At 38.7% G+C, this 18,163-nt stretch carries 17 protein-coding genes; 12 read left to right on the top strand and 5 right to left on the bottom strand.

The window, feature by feature from the left end; genetic code table 11:
* Nucleotides 1-136 precede the first annotated feature (136 nt).
* Both CFK37_RS04470 and CFK37_RS04465 read left to right on the top strand, forming a co-directional pair.
* Entirely contained in the window at nucleotides 137-1,627 is a 1,491-nt protein-coding gene (locus tag CFK37_RS04470; protein ID WP_089063539.1) for a glycine betaine uptake BCCT transporter, read from the top strand.
* Between the two features lie 114 nt (nucleotides 1,628-1,741).
* Nucleotides 1,742-3,268 (top strand): UDP-N-acetylmuramoyl-L-alanyl-D-glutamate--2,6-diaminopimelate ligase, encoded by a 1,527-nt coding sequence (locus tag CFK37_RS04465; RefSeq protein ID WP_089060756.1) that lies wholly within the window; start codon nucleotides 1,742-1,744, stop codon nucleotides 3,266-3,268.
* A 54-nt stretch (nucleotides 3,269-3,322) separates the two neighbouring features.
* Here CFK37_RS04465 and CFK37_RS04460 read toward each other — a convergent pair whose 3' ends face one another.
* Nucleotides 3,323-3,715 carry a hypothetical protein gene (locus tag CFK37_RS04460; protein WP_089060755.1) on the bottom strand — a complete coding sequence of 131 codons (393 nt, stop codon included), beginning with the start codon at nucleotides 3,713-3,715 and terminating at the stop codon, nucleotides 3,323-3,325.
* 309 nt (nucleotides 3,716-4,024) lie between these two features.
* Between CFK37_RS04460 and CFK37_RS04455 the strand changes: the two genes are divergently transcribed.
* Genes CFK37_RS04455 through CFK37_RS04440 form a run of 4 tightly spaced genes read left to right on the top strand, consistent with a single transcriptional unit; the run spans nucleotide 4,025 to nucleotide 7,177 of the window.
* Nucleotides 4,025-4,402: a GntR family transcriptional regulator gene (locus tag CFK37_RS04455; RefSeq protein ID WP_089060754.1), complete on the top strand. Its 378-nt coding sequence runs from the start codon at nucleotides 4,025-4,027 to the stop codon at nucleotides 4,400-4,402.
* Entirely contained in the window at nucleotides 4,399-5,088 is a 690-nt protein-coding gene (locus tag CFK37_RS04450; RefSeq protein WP_089060753.1) for an ABC transporter ATP-binding protein, read from the top strand. Before CFK37_RS04455 ends, CFK37_RS04450 begins: the two co-directional genes overlap by 4 nt.
* 8 nt (nucleotides 5,089-5,096) lie before the next feature.
* Entirely contained in the window at nucleotides 5,097-5,918 is an 822-nt protein-coding gene (locus CFK37_RS04445) for a hypothetical protein (protein ID WP_342746742.1), read from the top strand.
* Nucleotides 5,919-5,932: 14 nt separating this feature from the next.
* A complete protein-coding gene (locus CFK37_RS04440) occupies nucleotides 5,933-7,177 on the top strand; it encodes a hypothetical protein (protein ID WP_089060751.1) in 1,245 nt (414 codons plus the stop codon).
* Nucleotides 7,178-7,236: 59 nt separating this feature from the next.
* On the opposite strand, the gene tnpA is transcribed toward CFK37_RS04440, so the two are convergent.
* On the bottom strand, nucleotides 7,237-7,659 hold the full coding sequence (gene tnpA, locus CFK37_RS04435) for an IS200/IS605 family transposase (RefSeq protein WP_089060750.1): 423 nt from the start codon (nucleotides 7,657-7,659) through the stop codon (nucleotides 7,237-7,239).
* An 89-nt stretch (nucleotides 7,660-7,748) separates the two neighbouring features.
* On the opposite strand from tnpA, the gene CFK37_RS04430 reads away from it, so the two are divergent.
* Nucleotides 7,749-9,116, top strand: coding sequence for an IS200/IS605 family accessory protein TnpB-related protein (locus CFK37_RS04430; RefSeq protein WP_089060749.1), 1,368 nt, complete (start codon nucleotides 7,749-7,751; stop codon nucleotides 9,114-9,116).
* Nucleotides 9,117-10,054: 938 nt separating this feature from the next.
* Here CFK37_RS04430 and CFK37_RS04420 read toward each other — a convergent pair.
* Entirely contained in the window at nucleotides 10,055-10,654 is a 600-nt protein-coding gene (locus tag CFK37_RS04420) for a short chain dehydrogenase (RefSeq protein ID WP_089060747.1), read from the bottom strand.
* Nucleotides 10,655-10,808: 154 nt separating this feature from the next.
* Between CFK37_RS04420 and CFK37_RS04415 the strand changes: the two genes are divergently transcribed.
* Together CFK37_RS04415 and CFK37_RS04410 are read left to right on the top strand one after the other, a co-directional pair.
* A complete protein-coding gene (locus tag CFK37_RS04415) occupies nucleotides 10,809-11,279 on the top strand; it encodes an ASCH domain-containing protein (protein WP_089060746.1) in 471 nt (156 codons plus the stop codon).
* A 74-nt stretch (nucleotides 11,280-11,353) separates the two neighbouring features.
* Nucleotides 11,354-11,620 (top strand): hypothetical protein, encoded by a 267-nt coding sequence (locus CFK37_RS04410; RefSeq protein WP_089060745.1) that lies wholly within the window; start codon nucleotides 11,354-11,356, stop codon nucleotides 11,618-11,620.
* 288 nt (nucleotides 11,621-11,908) lie between these two features.
* On the opposite strand, the gene CFK37_RS04405 is transcribed toward CFK37_RS04410, so the two are convergent.
* On the bottom strand, nucleotides 11,909-12,778 hold the full coding sequence (locus tag CFK37_RS04405; protein ID WP_089060744.1) for a YitT family protein: 870 nt from the start codon (nucleotides 12,776-12,778) through the stop codon (nucleotides 11,909-11,911).
* A gap of 388 nt (nucleotides 12,779-13,166) precedes the next feature.
* Between CFK37_RS04405 and helD the strand changes: the two genes are divergently transcribed.
* The 3 genes from helD to CFK37_RS04390 all read left to right on the top strand — a co-directional run bounded on the left by helD (nucleotide 13,167) and on the right by CFK37_RS04390 (nucleotide 16,687).
* On the top strand, nucleotides 13,167-15,482 hold the full coding sequence (gene helD / locus CFK37_RS04400) for an RNA polymerase recycling motor HelD (RefSeq protein ID WP_342746741.1): 2,316 nt from the start codon (nucleotides 13,167-13,169) through the stop codon (nucleotides 15,480-15,482).
* A gap of 65 nt (nucleotides 15,483-15,547) precedes the next feature.
* Nucleotides 15,548-15,898, top strand: coding sequence for a VOC family protein (locus tag CFK37_RS04395; RefSeq protein ID WP_089060742.1), 351 nt, complete (start codon nucleotides 15,548-15,550; stop codon nucleotides 15,896-15,898).
* Between the two features lie 21 nt (nucleotides 15,899-15,919).
* On the top strand, nucleotides 15,920-16,687 hold the full coding sequence (locus tag CFK37_RS04390) for a 3-hydroxybutyrate dehydrogenase (RefSeq protein WP_089060741.1): 768 nt from the start codon (nucleotides 15,920-15,922) through the stop codon (nucleotides 16,685-16,687).
* Between the two features lie 529 nt (nucleotides 16,688-17,216).
* On the opposite strand, the gene lipA is transcribed toward CFK37_RS04390, so the two are convergent.
* A complete protein-coding gene (gene lipA / locus CFK37_RS04380; protein WP_089060739.1) occupies nucleotides 17,217-18,161 on the bottom strand; it encodes a lipoyl synthase in 945 nt (314 codons plus the stop codon).
* Between the last annotated feature and the right edge of the window lie 2 nt (nucleotides 18,162-18,163).

Below are 18,163 nucleotides of genomic sequence, written 5' to 3'. Positions count from 1 at the left end.
GGCCGTAGAACGCATGGGTTTAGCGTTCGTCGTGTCCATTGCTTATGACGGCAGCTTCTGTGCGCTGGAGCTAGACAGATTTTTATTTATAAAAAACATCAGTTTAAAAAAATACATACATATTAGAGGTGGAAGAGTGAAGAGTGTAACATTAGTCTTTTGGTATGGACTTATTGTCTGTGTGGCGGTTGTAATATGGGGATCGATTGCACCAAATAATTTGCAGGAAGCTACCGCTGCCATTACAAAATTCATATCTGTGCATTTTGGTTGGTATTATTTAATTATCATTATGATCATGCTGATTTTTTGTATTTATCTAATCTTTTCTAAGTTCGGCAGTGTCAAACTGGGAAAAGATGGAGATAAGCCTGAGTTTAGTTTAGTTTCCTGGTTTGCCATGTTATTTAGTGCCGGAATGGGAATGGGTTTAGTTTTTTGGACAACAGCGGAGCCTATTTCACATGCATTTAAAAGTACCCCATCGGCGGAACCCGGAACCGATGAGGCAGTTAAAGAAGCGCTTCAATATTCATTTTTTCATTGGGGCATTCATGCATGGGCAGTATACGGAATAGTTGCACTTGTCCTTGCCTATTTTAAATTCCATCGGGACGCGCCTGGTTTAATTAGCGCCACACTCGTTCCGTTATTTGGTGAAAAGGCGATGCGGGGCATCATCGGTAAAATGATTGATACCCTGGCAGTTGTCGCAACAGTGGTAGGTGTTGCGGCAACGCTTGGCTTCGGTTCTGCACAAATAAATGGTGGTTTATCATTTTTGTTTGATATTCCAAATAATTTTACGGTGCTTTTAATTATCCTGGCGGTCGCAACGGCGTTATTTATTGGCTCAGCCTGGTCGGGGATTGGCCGTGGTATTAAATACTTAAGTAATATTAATATGGGACTGGCGTTTATTCTGTTGCTTATCCTATTTATCGTTGGTCCAACACTATATATTCTCAATATGTTTACCAGCACACTTGGTGGATATATCTCGAACTTTTTTGATATGAGTTTCCATTTAGCGCCATTGGATCACGATAATCGTGTTTGGATTAATAGTTGGACAATTTTCTATTGGGCTTGGTGGATTTCCTGGGCGCCATTTGTAGGAATCTTCATTGCAAGGATTTCAAAAGGGCGGACTGTAAAAGAATTTATGCTTGGGGTTCTAATTGTTCCGGCTTTGGTTTGCTTTATTTTCTTTGCCGTCTTTGGTGTATCCGCACTTAACCTTGAACAGAATGGGATAGCAGCAATTTCCGAGTTTTCTTTAGAAACTTCAACATTTGGGGTATTACAGGAATATCCATTAGGTACATTGATGTCAATTATCACCATTTTTGTTGTTGCTATCTTTTTCATAACTTCAGCAGACTCTGCAACATTCGTTCTTGGGATGCTAAGTACCGATGGTCATATAAATCCATCAAATTCTGTGAAAATTGTTTGGGGATTAGCGCAATCCGCTATGGCTGCAATCGTCGTTTACTTTGGTGGGACACAAGGACTGCAGAATGTCCTGATCATTGCAGCATTACCTTTCTCAATTGTCATCCTGCTAATGGGCGCCTCGTTTTTCAAGGCTGTTAAACAAGAGGATCGAGGCAAGGCTAAATAGTGTTAAGTCGATAATTTAATTCGAATAGCATGTTTTTCAGAAGGGTAAAATAAGGTAAACCCTATAATAATACCCGTATCCAACGATGACTCGAAAAATTTGCGAGGTGCAACGATGAATATAGACTTTAAAAATGATAACGAGATAGGTGTTTTAAAAATATATGGTACGGAAGAAAACAGAATTTCATCGATAACATACGACTCGCGAAAAGTTATCGATGGATCCGCTTTTGCTTGCATTGCAGGTGAAAATGAGGATGGGCATCTTTATATAAAAAATGCAATTGAGCAGGGGGCAACTGTTTTACTTGGCAATAATGAAGAAGTTTTGAAGCGAACTTCTGAGAATTACCCTGATTGCACATTTTTATATGTTTCCCATGTGCGTATCGCTGTTGCGAATCTGTCTCTTCTCTTTCATGATTTCAGGTACAAAGATTTATATACAATAGGAATTACAGGCACAAATGGAAAAACAACCGTTGCAGCTTATGTAAAATCATTATTGAATAACTTGGGTTTACCCGCGGGTTCAATTGGTACAACTGGAGTATGGTCTTCTAAAGGAAAGCTGGATTTTCAACCGAGTACGCCGACGACACCAGAATCATCAGATATCCATGAGATTTTTGACCAACTTTATGCTGCGGGTGATAAAGCAGTTGCGATGGAGGTCTCTTCCATTGCTATTGAACAAAAAAGAGTGGAAGGTATTTTATTTGACGTAGGCGTACATACAAATTTGTCTCCAGAGCATATCGAATACCATAAAAACTTTGCAAACTATAAAAAAGCAAAGTTGAAGTTATTTGAACAGGTGAAGACTGCAGTAGTTAATGCTGATGATCCAGCGATGGCTGCTGATATCCTTGAAACATGTGAGGGTGATATTCTTACGTACAGCCTGTTAAGTGAGTCACAAGCAGATGTGAAGGCAACAAATATCATGGTTAACGACAATGGATCACTTATCGATTTAGAGGTTATGGGTGAAACGCATCGTGTGCAAACTCCTGTGTTCGGTGCTTATAATGTGGCAAATCTATTGGCGGCGGTTTGTGTAGCAATTGATGCTGGTTATACGGCGGGAAAAATTGTCCAAGCCCTATCCCATATTGAAAACCCTGAAGGCAGGTTTGAGCTTATCCAGGAAGGTACTGCTGGAAGGAAAATTATTCTTGATTATGCGCACACACCAGTAGCACTTAGAAGTTTGTTGTCGGAGGTACACAAGCTATCGTATAAACGTCTGATTGTGATGATTGCAGGTATTGGAATTCGGGATTTCAATAAGATGCCGAAGATGGCAAACGCGGTGGATGGCAAAGCAGATTCTGTCGTTGTTACAGTTGACCATCCTGGATATAACGATCCAAGAGATATTGTTGATAAAGTTTATGGTGGCTTTTCAAACCGTTTTGACGAAAATATCCATCCAACTTTGACTAGAGAAGATGGTGTGAAAAAGGCATTATCTTTAGGGGATGAAGGGGATATTATCGTGTTGACAAGCGGGTGTATAAATGGGGCGCAAATTGTAAAGGGTGAAAAAATACCACATTCAGATGAAGTGATTATTCATGAGTACTTTAATGACTTACAGTCTGTCACTGGACATGCGTTACAAGAGGATTTATAAATAAAAGCCCGAAGCTTTTTGAAAGGTTTCGGGCTTTTTTTACACTTTTCTTTACTATTTCTCTTCCTCGGTTTTCATAAATGTCAGGATAAAGAAGAAGATAAAACTTAACAGCATGATTGATCCGCCGACAATGAAAAACACGTTTGTAAGGGTATCCCCAATGTCAAACGGTTTTACATAATACAACCACATACCGGATGTAAGTCCAATGGCACCAATGATTGCCGACCATACATGAAGTAAAGATAAAACTTTATTGGCTGGTTTATAGACTTTATAAAAGACGGACCATGCAAATAAGGTTAACCACCCAACAACCAAAATGTGTGCGTGTACTGTTTTGAATTCATACGCACCAGACCCGGCCATATGTGATCCAATAAATGCGCCTACTAACGCGAAGGCCGCTGACACTCTTAGTAAAGCTTTACTATATTTATTCAAGGCAATCTCTCCCTTTAATTAACTATGTAGTTATATACTACACTTCCTTTATGAACTGAGTATGAATAGGAAGTAACAACGTTTATATTTTTCAATTATTTTTTCGGATAGGACTGCAATTTTTATCGTGGTGCTCCCATCAACATGTAGCGGTGTAATGCTAGTATATCAAAGATTATAAAAGGCTTTCACTCATATTGACAAAAAAGTGTATTATACATATAATACATACATAATGTGTATGAACGACTTAATACATACGATGACTAAATAGATGATTTACAACGAAGACCTTTAGGAGTTGTTTCGATGAATGTGAACTTTAATAATCGCGATCCAGTTTATTTACAGGTTGTTCGGTATTTTAAGGAACAAATTGCTGTCGGTGACTTAGCGCCTGGTGAGGAAATTCCATCAAGGCGCGAATTGGCAAATCGGATTAAGATCAATCCAAATACTGCACAACGGGCATACAAGGAGATGGAAGAGCAGGGATTGATCCGGACGGAAAAGAACCATCCCAGTAAAATTACCAACAATGAACAAACCTTGGGGAAGGTGAGGGACGAATTGTTACATGAGGCTGTACATTCATTTGTTGAGTTAGTGCAACCAATTAATGTTCCACTTGAAGAATTGCTGAAATTAGTGGAAAAAACGTACAAAAGTAAGGGGGTTAAAGAATGATTGAAGTAAAAGAACTAACAAAAAGGTATGGTCGAAAAGAAATATTGAAAGGTGTATCTTTTACGGCTAACAAAGGGGAAATAACCTGCTTAATTGGGATAAACGGTGTTGGGAAGACAACGATTTTAAATGCAATTATGGCGCTGACCCCAATTACCAGCGGGCAAATTTTAATAAACGGTGAGTCCATTAACAAACACTCTTTTGAGAAAATAACCTTTATACCGGATGCGATAACCATGCTGCCGCAAATGAGGATTTCTGAAGCAATGGAGTTTATGAAAGACTTTTATACATGTTGGAATCAAAAGCGCGCAATTGAATTACTCGGATTCTTTAAATTAAATGAGGACGATAAAATCTCTTCCTTATCAAAAGGGAACACAGCCAAAGTGAATTTATTACTCGGTTTAGCGATGGATGTTGATTACGTATTAATGGATGAGCCCTTTTCCGGGATTGATATGTTCAGCCGCGAACAAATTGCCAATGTATTTGCCAGTCATTTGATTGAGGACCGCGGTGTTATTATTACCACACATGAAATTAATGATATTGAACATCTCATTGATAAAGTTGTGTTGCTGGACGAAGGAATTGTCATCAAGGAGTTTAACGCGGAGGAATCCCGTGAAAGTGAAGGAAAATCTGTTGTGGATGTGATGAGGGCGGTGTATCAGGTATGAGTCGCTACTTGAAACTAGTTAATTTTGAAATCAACCGTTTCGCTAAATTGTTTACAGTGCTGCTTGGGATAATACTTCTAGTTCAGATTGCGGGAGTTATTATATTGTCCAAAATGTATGTAAACCTAGCAAACGAAAAAATCTATGAAGATATGATGTCAAAAGCAGCTTTTTTGTCCAGACGCGGACCAATGAGTTTCAGTGATATCGTAGGCAGTGTATGGTTTCTCGGACCGATTGCCTTGTGTATTGCAGCGATAGCGTTCTATATTTTCTTTATTTGGTATCGTGACTGGTTTGGCAAAAACACGTTCATCTATCGATTATTAATGCTTCCAACTGCAAGATTAAATGTATTTTTTGCTAAGGCGACAACGATACTTTTGACGACATTCGGATTTGTGGCATTTCAACTTATTTTGCTTCCTATTGAAACAACCATTTTTAAATGGATGGTGCCAAATGAATTTCGAGTGGATTTAGGCATTCAGGACATTATTGGCAGTTTGCCTGAATTACTAGTCATCATACCTAACAGTTTTGTAGAGTTCTTCTTATATTATGGGGCAGGTTTTGTGATTGTAAGCATTATGTTCACAGCGATCCTATTTGAACGGAGCTACCGATGGAAAGGGGTACTAATAGGGGTTTTATATAGTTTAGTGGCAGTAGTTGTTTTTATTATACCGATGATACTTCAGTCATTTGTGTTAAATGAGTTTTTCTACCCGATTGAGTTGTTAGCAATTGAAGTCGTTATGGCCGCGATAATATTGGCCTGTTCTATATGGACGAGTGGCTATTTATTAAAGAAAAAAGTAACAGTGTAAGGAGGGGTACATACATGAGAAAATATTGGAAGGCTGCATTAGTTATTGCTGTTATCGTATTTGGTGTAGGGGCGTATTACGTGAATGCTGCAATATCGGCGCCGCAGAAACCAGAATTTGTGATAAAAAAACAGAGTGGGGATGAAAAAGAGGTACAGTCCATTGTTTTGGATGGTAGTTATCAAGTCGGTTTTCATGGCGAACCATTACAACTTACATCAACTGGCACAAGATATGATAGTGAAGTATCATTTTTTGACCGGCTTAATGGCTTTCAAAAGAATAAAATTACTGAACTGGAAAAGGAATACCGTAGTTTTATGAGAGGCAAGAATGGCGATATTAATGCTTACTTTGAGGATAATCAATATTTAGTTTATGCCGATGTGGAGTACAAAAGAAATGATTTGAAACCGAGTGATTTCCGATTTAAGATAGCTGTTCTGGATAAGCAGGATGACAAGGCCACCTCTCTTAATCTTTCGGTACCAAATGAATCCAATCTTGACTGGGTAATGATTGAAGACGTGCAAAAGAAGAACGATCAGATAGTAGTCATGACACAAAATCATGTAAGGGATAGCGGAAATAGAAAAGTAGAGGTGCGAGAATATCGTTTTGACATATCAAACAAAAAGCTGGTTGAAAATAAGAAAATCATGTCACAGGAAGAGAGTGAAAATACACAGACAGATATCTATATGATGAACGAATCAAGTCCCCTTGAGAAACATGAAAATGTCGTTTTTGCAAAGGTGGTAACAGAGTTTAAACCGGCTAATCAGGATCAAGTTGCCGAAGGACCGGAAGTTGAGGAAATACTTAGTGATTATATATCATACAACTATGACAGGAAAGAAAAAAACCATATCAAACTTCCTGAGTCTATCAAGAAGGCGGTTGAAACTGACGGCATAGACAGCAACATGTTTAATGGAACAAAGGTTTATTTCATGAGATTTAATGAAAAAGGCATTACCATAACACCATACAGTCTTAATAATCGAAGGATCGAAGATGAAATTAGTTTAAGCATGCAAATAAATAATAAGTACGGTGGTATGCCCCCGATTACCACAATTAGAGATGGAAAGGTATACGCGGCAAGCCCTATTTCCGATCAAAATACAAAATCAAACATAGTTGTTGCTGATCTGAAGTCTGGGAAGACAGTCTTTAAAGGAGAAATAATCAGTAAAGAGCCTACACAAACCAACAGAGAATATGAATTGTACTTTCATCAGTTGTATGTTAAATAGTAAAGGTGGGAAGTTTGAACAAAGAGCGAAGGTGCAGTCCCCTTTAAATTGCACAGCAATTAGTGGGGGTTGGCCTTCGCGGTCTTGATATTTTGATCTTGGATATATTTTTTTATCACTTCCAATGGAGCACCACCAGTTGTTAGAATCAAATAACTTCTGTTCCAAAAGTAGGGCTTCCAATAATAAGAGCTAAGGAAATCTGCAAACTCTTTTCTGATATATCTAGAAGAAACTGTTTTAAAGCTATTAATGGAATTTGCCAGATTGATTTGCGGAGGTGCATCAAATAAAATGTGTAGATGATCTTCCTCGCTATTAAATTCAATAATGTCACAATTCCATTTAGAAAATAGATTATGGGCGACTTCTTCGAGTCGTTTTTTTATTGGTTCTGAAATAACTGGATGTCTATATTTCGTGACAACAACTAAGTGATACGTTAGCTTATAAGCAGCGTGTCTATTTTTATTATAATGCACATTTGTCTCTCCTTATTGTTTTTTACAACTGATATGAGTTATAATAATTATATCATATAATTTAGAATAAACGGAAGGAGGGTTGTTCGATGAAGCAGGTCAAAACGATCAAAAATAAAATTTTATCGCACAGTGAAAAATCGTTCGAACCAAAGCTTATTATTTATCGAGAAGCTTTAAAATTTACCGTCGATGTTGTCAATAAAGAATGGTCTATTCTTGAAGGTTCGAGTACAAAGGAAGCTATACGTATTATTGAAAAAATTATGCACCAAACGAAGAACAACCCTTCTCCGAAATATAATTTTACGCTTTGTTTTTATAAGTTTCCTTCCTATCTTCGAAGGGCTGCAACCTCAAAGTCCTTTGGGATTGTGAACAGTTATCGTTCTAATTATAAAAATTGGGAGAATGAAAAGTCTAAAGCCATTGCCGACGGCAAGGCGTTTAATAAAAAACCTCCTAAGTTAGGTGTAGATTATAACGAGTTTCCTGTTTTTTATAAGGATAATATGTTTATTCGCACGGATGTTGATGAAGCGAAAATAAAAGTATATCTGAATCACGATTGGGTTTGGGTAAAAGTTAAGTTCAACAACAAAAACTTAAAAAACAGGAACATCACCGATTGGAAAGAAAATAATCCAACACTTATTAAAGTTGGAAAAAAATATTTTATTAACTTTTCTTATGAAAAAGAGATCAAATTAAATAAAACGAAACATAAAGATCAAACGATTATTTCCGTAGACTTAGGAATAACAAATTCCGCGGTTTGTTCAGCAATGCGTTCAGACGGAACTGTCATTGGCCGTAGCTTTATTAACCAGCCATTGGAAAAAGACCGCTTGAGAATAACTGTTAACAAACTTAAAAAAGCGCAGCGATTATCTGGTAAGATAGAAGCTCCAAATTACTGGAGAAAGATTAACGGATTACAGAATCACATCAAAGTAAATACTGCGGTAAAAATCGTCAAATTTGCTGACCTTCATCAAGCATCCGTCATTGTATTTGAATACCTCGGAAAGATGAAACTCCCGAAGGGATTATATGGTGCAAAGCGCTTACGGCATAAGCTTCATTACTGGTCCAAAATAGGTATTCAATCCAAGGTTGAAGAAATGGCACATTACCGCGGTATTCGTATCCGCAGAGTGAATGCAAAATATACTTCTGCGCTTGCATTTGACGGTTCCGGTGAAGTGAAACGAAATAATAAAAAAGACCTCGCCACATTTAAGAGTGGTAAGGTCTATCACGCAGATTTGAGTGCGTCTTATAATATTGGCGCACGTTATTTCGTGCGAGAAATTTTAAAATCCTTTTCTGAGAAGAAAAGGTTACGTTTGAAGGCAAAAGTCCCTTCGATCGTAGCTAGAACACGGCTGACATTGGCTTCATTAATTAGCTTGCATCAGGCACTTAGCACCAAAGGTGCTTTAACTAAAGCGTGATGATTGCTGTATTTAAGTCAATTGAAGCCCCTTCCAAATCTGTGATTTGGTGGGGGAGGTTCACCGTTACTTTCAACCATAGGATCTTAATACGCAGTTGATATAAAATGCGACGTATTCTAATAATCATGTTTGGTGGTCCAGCGACCGCTACGGAAAAACACTGCGCTTTCCGTGGGCAGCTGATGAGCCTCCTCGAGCTTACGCTCTCCGGGGTCTCATCGAGGCTTCTGCTCCCACAGGAGTCTCCGTATTTTTCCTTCGCTAGGTTTGAGTGCACCTATAAAGTCATAACATCGATTCTTCATTCTTCAATAAATGTAACTGCGAGTAGTAGTCGATCCCTGCTTAGATAATAGGCATAGATGGGTCTCCAGAAGCATAAGAAGGGCACTGAAAAAGTGGTGGATTTTTAAAAATTTAGTTTTTCACCTTTACCTAGCATCTTGAATATACGGAGACTCCTTGAAAAAGAAACCCGCTTTTTCTGCGTGCGATGTTTCTCAAGGGAGCTTTCCTTGCCCTGCAGTGAGAGATCGGCGAGACCCCGGAGGACGGCAGTTAATGTGGCCCGACTAAAATCGCCCTTTGCGGGCAACGTCGGCTACCCCTTGCCGGGGCAAGGAGGCTCGCCACTCGCCCTAAGGTGCGCACAGTATATTCAAGATGCGATGATAGATCCACCTATTTGTGTATTAACTATACCTTTTTCAGTGCCCTCAGCGTAAGCTCGAGGAGGCCATTATAGCGCAGTGTTTTTTAAGCAGCGATGGATTTATACTCCTATAGTTACGTCGTAGTTTATAGGTAATTAGCAGTATAGTTTACAAAAACAGTCAGAAAAATATCCGAACTACCCCAAATTCTAATTAAAGAATTTGGAATCATAGTTCGGATTTCTCTCTGACTATATCACTTTTGCCCAAAGTCTCTTTCTCCTAGTACACCTCGTAGTTCTGTCCAGTTTGCGCCCCATACACACTTTTCTTAAAGGCGAGTGCAACCCGTTTGGCTGGTACAGCATCAAAACCAGGGAAGTAGTTATGAAGCCTTTCCCATGATTCCTGTACGGCATTTGGACTGACGCTATTAATGCGGATTCCTCGTGGCATTTCGATAGCGGCGGACTTAACGAATGCCTTGACACCACCATTGGCCATTGCTGCAGATGCCCCCTGTGGAATCGGGTCATCCATCATGATGCCGGTTGTGAGTGTAAAGCTGCCATTTTTATTCACATGATTTAATCCTAATAATACTAAATTAACCTGGCCTTTTAGTTTACTGATGATTCCTTTTTCGTTTATCTCTGGTGTTAGCTCTGTAAGCGGACTGAATGCAGCCCCTCCGGATGCATTTACAACAGCGTCCACTTTACCAACAATTTCGTACATGTTTTTAATACTATCCGGTGACGTAATATCAACTGTTATATCTACACCGTTCCTGCCTGCACGAATAATATCATGATCATGTTCTAGTTGCTTGGTAACTTCCTTTCCAATTGTGCCACTGGCGCCAATGATAAGTATTCTCAAATTAAATAACCTCTTTTCTAAATAATCTTATCTTGATTTATCGTATAAACAGCGTATATTTTATGATGGGATGGAGCAACTTTTTTAATTTTGTCTCTGTAAATAAATCTATGTATATTAAACAAATTTATGAATGAAAGGGAGGAGAATATCAATGGCAAAAACATCAGTTGAAAACATGTGGGAAAATTATTTGCAAACTTTACCTGAATCAGAAAGAAAAGATAAGAACTATACATCCTGGGCTTTTGGCAGTGATGTTGAGATGGCAAAGGAATTAGCCGATTTAGTGAAATCCGGAGAAAAGACAGCAACATGCTCGCTCCATATGTGGTATGAAATGGAACAGGAGCCATTACCATTCAAAGGCGAATTAAATATTATTACCGATTGGAATGGTGAAGCAGAAGCGGTTACGGAAACTACTAACGTGCAAATCCTTCCATTTAATGAAGTAAGTGCTGAATTTGCTGCTAAGGAAGGTGAAGGAGATAAGTCTTATGACTATTGGCGACGTGTGCATGTTGAATTTTTTTCTAATGAATTAAAGCCTTTAAACAAATTGTTTGATGAAAATATGCTGGTGGTCTGTGAAGAATTTAAATTGGTTATTAAAATTAATTAAAATACAGATCGTATGTTCGAAAAAATATAGTAATAAATTATAACATCATGTATAATGTACCTAAGAGAGTTGATATGGTGGAAAACAAAGATATACTAAATCAAATTCTGGCCACGTTGACTGAGCAAGACAAATTTCAGGAAGTGGTAAGAATAGAACTTGAATGCACAAGGAAAGAATTTCAAGAAGTAAAAAAGGAACAAGCTAAAATGTACGAATTATTGCTTACTGCAAGGGAAAGGGTTAGTGAACCACTAGATAATATTGAGGCATTGTCTAAAAGGGTGTGGAGTCTCGAAAAAGATTTATCACATATGCAGCGAAAAACAGGAATGAAATAGAGAAAAACACTTGGTACGTGTTGCAAGTGTTTTTCTTTTTGTGTTTGCACTTTAAGAAATCTTTATCGGTATAAAGTATAAAAAAGTCTAAGGCTTTCGCCATTAGTTCTTGGCGACAAGCCAAGATTTTCTAAAGAGATTAGAATGTATAAAATATGTCTAGCTCCAGCGCCCAGAAGCTGCCGTCATAAGCAATGGACACTACGAACGCCAAACCCATGCGTTCTACGGTCCCTTGCTTATGCGTCTGCTTCTAAACGGTCGCTTCCGCTTTTCTTACATAGTTATTTATAATTTCTGTCCGTAATACTTGTCCAATGAAAAACCGCGGCCAAGTATTTCTGATGCATTGATAAACACCACAAATGAGGTTGGTTCTTCTTTTTGAAGAAGCTTTTTTAAATGTACGGCTTCAGCCTGCTCAGTAACGCAAAGCAACATTGTTTTATTTTCTTTTGAATAGCCACCAACGGTACGAATCTTCGTTAGACTTCGATCAATTTCACTGTTGATTAGCGATTGTATTGCTTCTTCTTTTTCTGTAATGATGAGGATGAGTTTGGTTGATGCTGTTTGTAATTGAACCCGATCGATCACTTTACTCGTTATATAAATACACATTAATGCAAATAAGGTAAGCTCCAGGTTAAATACGATTATGGAAGATACAACGACAGCCCCGTCAACAATCAGCTGAGAATATCCGCTGGAAAGCCCGGTAAATTTCTTAACGATTTGAGCAATCGCTGCTGTTCCACCTGTTGAACCATTTCCCTTATACACAGTGCCAAGTCCGATTCCAAGTACAATCCCGCCATATAACGCACCTAAAAGTGGATTGGTTATGGTGTATGGAATATCTGCAGTAATCCATATGATAAATGGCACCCAAAAAGTCCCGAGTAACGTTTTCCCGCCAAAGTCTTTACCAAGTATGAACCATCCGATTAGAAATACAGGGATATTAATCAAGAACTGCGTGTAAGCGGGACTTAATCCGTATAGTTCGAATAAGATTGTACTTACTCCTGAGATTCCGCCTGCAGCAAGTTTTGATGGAAGTAGGAACATGTTATAGGATAGCGCCACAAGTGAAGCTCCAACGATTACCAGAATATATTCTTTAGCTATTCGATATGTGTTTGGTTGATTTTTCATCGTGTGCTTTTTCCTTTCTGTAATACAAGTGATTGTGTTCACACACATTAGTATAGTGTAAGTTTGTTTACACAAACTGTCAATTTATCGATAAAGAAAAAAGTAAGCCCTCCATTTATGAAAAAAGAGGGCTTACTTTTTTTATACTTTAAGAAAGCATAAATCTTTAACGGTATAAAGTATAAAAAACTCTAAGGCTTTCGCCATTAGTTCTTGGCGACAAGCCAAGACTTCCTAATATGGGTTGATGTAGGAGACTTAAAGTGGTATGATAAAAACATTGTTGACTTATTTAAGTATATGTATATAAATATCCGTATTTTAATTATATCATTTAAATCTATAAAGGTCAACTATTTATATAACGATCACAATGAATGGGGTTGGTATGATGAATCAGGAAGCTAAGGATCGTGCTGTCGAGCAGAATCGTGTGGACGATGTAGTGCAGGAAATTGAAAAGAAGGCAGGGATTTTAACCCAGAGATCGCATGTGTTAAAAGAAAATGTAGTAAAGCTTAGAAGGAATTTTTGGGAAGATGTAACAGTGAACCTGGATGAACCCGATGATGTGATTGAAACGCAGGCAAGTATCAAACAACAGGCAGAGTTATTATCGGAAAAAGAACGTGGACATGGGAAAATTAATGATCAATTAAAAACACTGGACAGATTAAAGGATTCGCCATACTTCGGACGAATTGACTTTATAGAGAATACGGAAAGTGAAAAAGAAAATATTTACATTGGAATTGGATCATTGATGGATTATAAGGATGAGGACTTTTTAATTTATGATTGGCGTGCACCAATTTCTAGCATTTATTATGATTTCACCCCTGGCAAAGCAAGCTATGAAACAGTAGATGGGGTGATCTCAGGTGAAATTACCTTGAAAAGGCAGTTCATTATTAGGAATGGGATTATTAAAGGAATGTTTGATGCAGGTGTAACAATAGGTGATAAGCTGCTGCAGCAGGCTCTCGGAAATAATGCAAGCACAACTATGAAAAGTATTGTAGCGACTATCCAAAAAGAACAAAATCAAGTAATCAGAAACGAAGCAAGTAAGTATTTGATTGTACAGGGAGTGGCTGGCAGTGGAAAGACCTCTGCAGCGCTGCAGCGCATTGCCTATTTGATGTACCGAAATCGTGAAGTACTAAACGGTGAAAATATTGTTCTGTTTTCACCAAACCCGCTATTTTCAAGCTATGTGGCCAATGTGCTTCCTGAACTTGGTGAAGAAAATATGAAACAAACCACCTTTTTGGAATACCTAGAGTCAAAAACATCCTCAAGTATTACAATTGAATCACCATTCGAGCAAATGGAATATGTCTTAACAGGTGAAGATGATGGCGGTTATTTGACGAAAATGATTGGTATCGAATATAAATCAAGTACGGAATTTAAAACGATGATTGATGACTATATATCGCGACTGGGTAGCGAAGGACTACTTTTTAAAAATATCACGTTTCGGAAGGAAGTTCTTGTTTCAAAGGAAAGAATTAGTTCGTATTTCTATTCCCTTGATCAGGCAATTGCGATACCAAACCGAATGGAACTCGTGTCCAAATGGTTACTTGGTGAAATAAATAATATTCAGCGAAATGAACAAAAGAAAGATTGGGTTTTAGAAGAGGTAGAATTACTGGAGAAAGAAGATTACCTTAAAGCATATCGGCATGTTCAGGACCAGAATGATGATGAAGAGTCATTAGAGGGGGAAGAGAAATATCTTCGTCAGGAGGTTGTGAAGAAAAGACTTTCCTCAATAAAAAGGCAAATAAAAAGCTATCGTTTTGTTCATGTACTTGCATCATATAGAAAACTATTCGGGGAGTACGAACACGTAAATACACCCGTAAACTGGGAGCAAATAAGTCACCAAACATTTGCTAAGCTGTCAAGAAGGTTTCTATCCTGGGAGGACGCAACACCATTTGTCTATTTCCAGGGAAAGCTGATAGGTGACACGACTGATCGTTCCATTCGCCACCTAATTATCGATGAGGCACAGGACTATTCTGCTTTTCAATATGCGTATCTGCAGGAAGTATTTCCGTACACAAATATGACTTTATTAGGAGATCTGAACCAGGGGATTTATACACATGGAACACGTGAACATACGTTTTTACCAAAACAAATGCGTGAAAATGTGGAGAAAATAGATCTGACCAAAAGCTATCGGTCCACCAAGCAGATTGTTGAATTTACCAGGTGCTTTGCAACAGAGGGAGAATATATTCAACCCTTTAATCGGGAGGGGGATCTACCCACAGTGGTTCAAGTGGATACTATTGACGATAGAAATGAACGGTTAATTGCCGAGGCAAAAAGACTGCTTCATAAAGGACACGAGACATTGGCTGTTATTTGTAAAAATTTACAAGAATGTGATGAGCTTCATCAAATATTACGTAATAAGCTATCCGTAACTAAAATAGATGAAGAGACGCATTCTTTCCATAAAGGGATCTTGATTCTTCCAGTTTACTGGGCAAAAGGAATTGAATTTGACGCAGTGATTATCCCGGATGCATCTGCTGGGCAATATGTGGGTCAGAATGACAGGAACCTTTTTTACACGGCGTGTACAAGGGCGATGCATGATCTGACAATTTTCTCTATTCATCAACCTTGCACTTTTATTAAAGAGGCGCCAACAGACAAGTATCAGATCAAAAAGAATTAAAAAGAGGATTTTTAGTTTCTGTATCGAAATGATAAATTAAATACAATGAAAATTGGGGTGTTGAGTTGAATCCAATAATCAATCAAATTGGAACAGTGTTTATTCCGGTTCACAACATTGCAAAAGCAAGAGATTGGTATTGTGCTATTCTGGGGGTTCCTGTGACTGACGAAATTCTGTTTGGCCACCTTTATGTTTTGCCAATGCAGGGAACAGGAATAGTACTGGACAGTAAAATTTATCAGGAGGATCGGGTTTTTAAAATGGCGCCATTCCACCTTAATACAACAGATATCAAAAAGGCATACGCGTTTATGCATGATAAAGGAGTAGAGATGGTGACAGGCATTGAGCATGATCAATGGTTTAATTTTAAAGATCCGGACGGAAACGTTCTGATGGTTTGTGAGTGCTAGAAAAGAAAGGAAGAATGACTCATGAATAAAGTGATGTTTATAACAGGTGCGGCTCAGGGAATCGGACTTGAAATTGGCAAGGCTTTCGCAGAAGAAAAATACACCGTTATTTTAAGTGATGTAAATAATAAGGTTATTGAAGTTGCAGAAAAACTTAGTAACGCTGGGTATAATATCGAGGGTGTTATTTGTGATGTAACCTCTGAGAAGGCGATTCAGGACTCATTACATAAAACAGTGGAAAGACATGGCAGGATTGATGTGCTAATTAATAATGCCGGGCTTCAGCATGTTGCGCCATTGGAAGACTTTCCTACTGAAAAATTTGAGCTGATGACAAAAATTATGCTGACGGCACCGTTTATTTCTATTAAACATATTTTCCCAACTATGAAAAACCAAAGGTTTGGCCGGATTATCAATATGGCCTCTATTAATGGTTTGGTAGGATTCGCCGGTAAAGCGGCATATAATAGCGCAAAGCATGGCATTATTGGGCTAACCAAGGTTGCTGCCCTGGAGGGTGCAGACCATGGGGTAACGGTTAACGCGATTTGCCCTGGCTATGTGGATACTCCACTTGTACGCGGGCAGTTAAAGGATTTAGCTGAAACGAGAAATGTCCCGCTAGAAAAAGTGCTAGAGGAAGTTATCTACCCGCTTGTTCCACAAAAACGGTTATTGGAAACGAGGGAAATAGCCGATTATGTGTTATTTTTAGCAAGCGATAAAGCAAAAGGTGTAACCGGACAAGCAGTTGTCTTAGATGGAGGCTATACAGCGCAATAAGCATATGTAAAAAAGGCTTGGAGAACGATTACAGGTTAGGTAATTTAGAACGTTTCTTTTTCAGGCCAGCCCTTAATACGAAGTTGATAAAAATTGTGACATAACAATAAGGTGATTTCCTACGAAAAATGCGCTGGGTTGTTTTCCACTGCAGACCGCCTGTGCACCTTAGGGCACGGCTCAGCCTCCTAACCGGGGCAAGGAGGCTCGTCACTCGCCCGCGGAAAGCGATGTATATTCAAGATGCGATGATAGATAAACATATTTGTATACTATCTATACCTTTTTCAGTGCCCTCGAGCGTAAGCTCGAGCAGGCTCATCACTCACCCACGGAAAGCGCAGTGTTTTTCTGCAACGGCCTTTGGGGTGCCGAACATGATTTTTAGTACGTCGGAGTTTAGGACAATTAGCAGTAAAGTTATAAAACCAAAAAATATCCGAACTACTCCAAATTCTAATTATAGAATGATGGATCATAGTTCGGATTTCTCTCTGATTAAATCACTTTTGTCCCAGCCTCTTACTGCTTAAAATGTAAAATCGACTTGTTTGTTTTCGTTCTCTTCATATTCTTTCATGTACTTGATTCTCCGTTGTGCAGATGTTTGACTAACTTGTTCATCCGCATGATAGGATGACCTGACAAGCGGTCCCGATTCGCAGTGCTGGAAGCCTTTCTTCAGTGCAATTTCCTTAAGCTCTGCAAATTCATCTGGGTGGTAATATCTTTCCACTTTCAGATGCTTTTTAGTAGGCTGTAAATATTGTCCGATTGTCATGATATCGACGTTGTGTGCTAGCAGATCGTCCATTGCCTGGACAATTTCTTCCTTAGTTTCACCTAAACCGACCATAATGCTTGATTTAGTAGGTGTTTTTGGCGCAATTTCTTTCACCCGTTTTAACAGTTCCAAGGAACGGTCATACATAGCGCGTGCACGTACCTTTTTCGTTAATCGCCGCACTGTCTCAATATTATGATTGAAGATATCTGGTTCACTGTCCATCAATGTATGCAGGCTTTTGTAATCACCTTTCATATCAGAAGGCAGAATTTCAATCGTACAGCCAGGGTTTGCGCGCCGGATGGCACGTACAGTTTCCGCAAAGACAGATGCACCGCCATCTTCCAGATCATCACGGGCAACCGCAGTCACAACAGCATGCTTTAAGCCCATGATTGCCACAGACTCTGCTACTCGTGCAGGCTCGCCCCAGTCTAATTCATTTGGCAGTCCCGTTTTTACTGCGCAGAAGCGGCAGCCTCTCGTACATGTGTCACCTAAAATCATGAAAGTAGCGGTTTTTCTTTCACTCCAGCACTCATGAATATTTGGACAGCGTGCTTCCTCGCATACCGTGTTTAGGTTCTTTTCGCGCATTAATTTCTTAAGCCCTGTGTAGGATTTATTTGTATTAATTTTTGTTTTAAGCCACTCCGGTTTCCGTATGTATTCTTCTTGTTTTGCCAATG

Source organism: Virgibacillus phasianinus, assembly GCF_002216775.1.
GTDB lineage: Bacteria > Bacillota > Bacilli > Bacillales > Amphibacillaceae > Virgibacillus_F > Virgibacillus_F phasianinus.
This window is presented reverse-complemented; position numbering and strand designations above follow the sequence as displayed.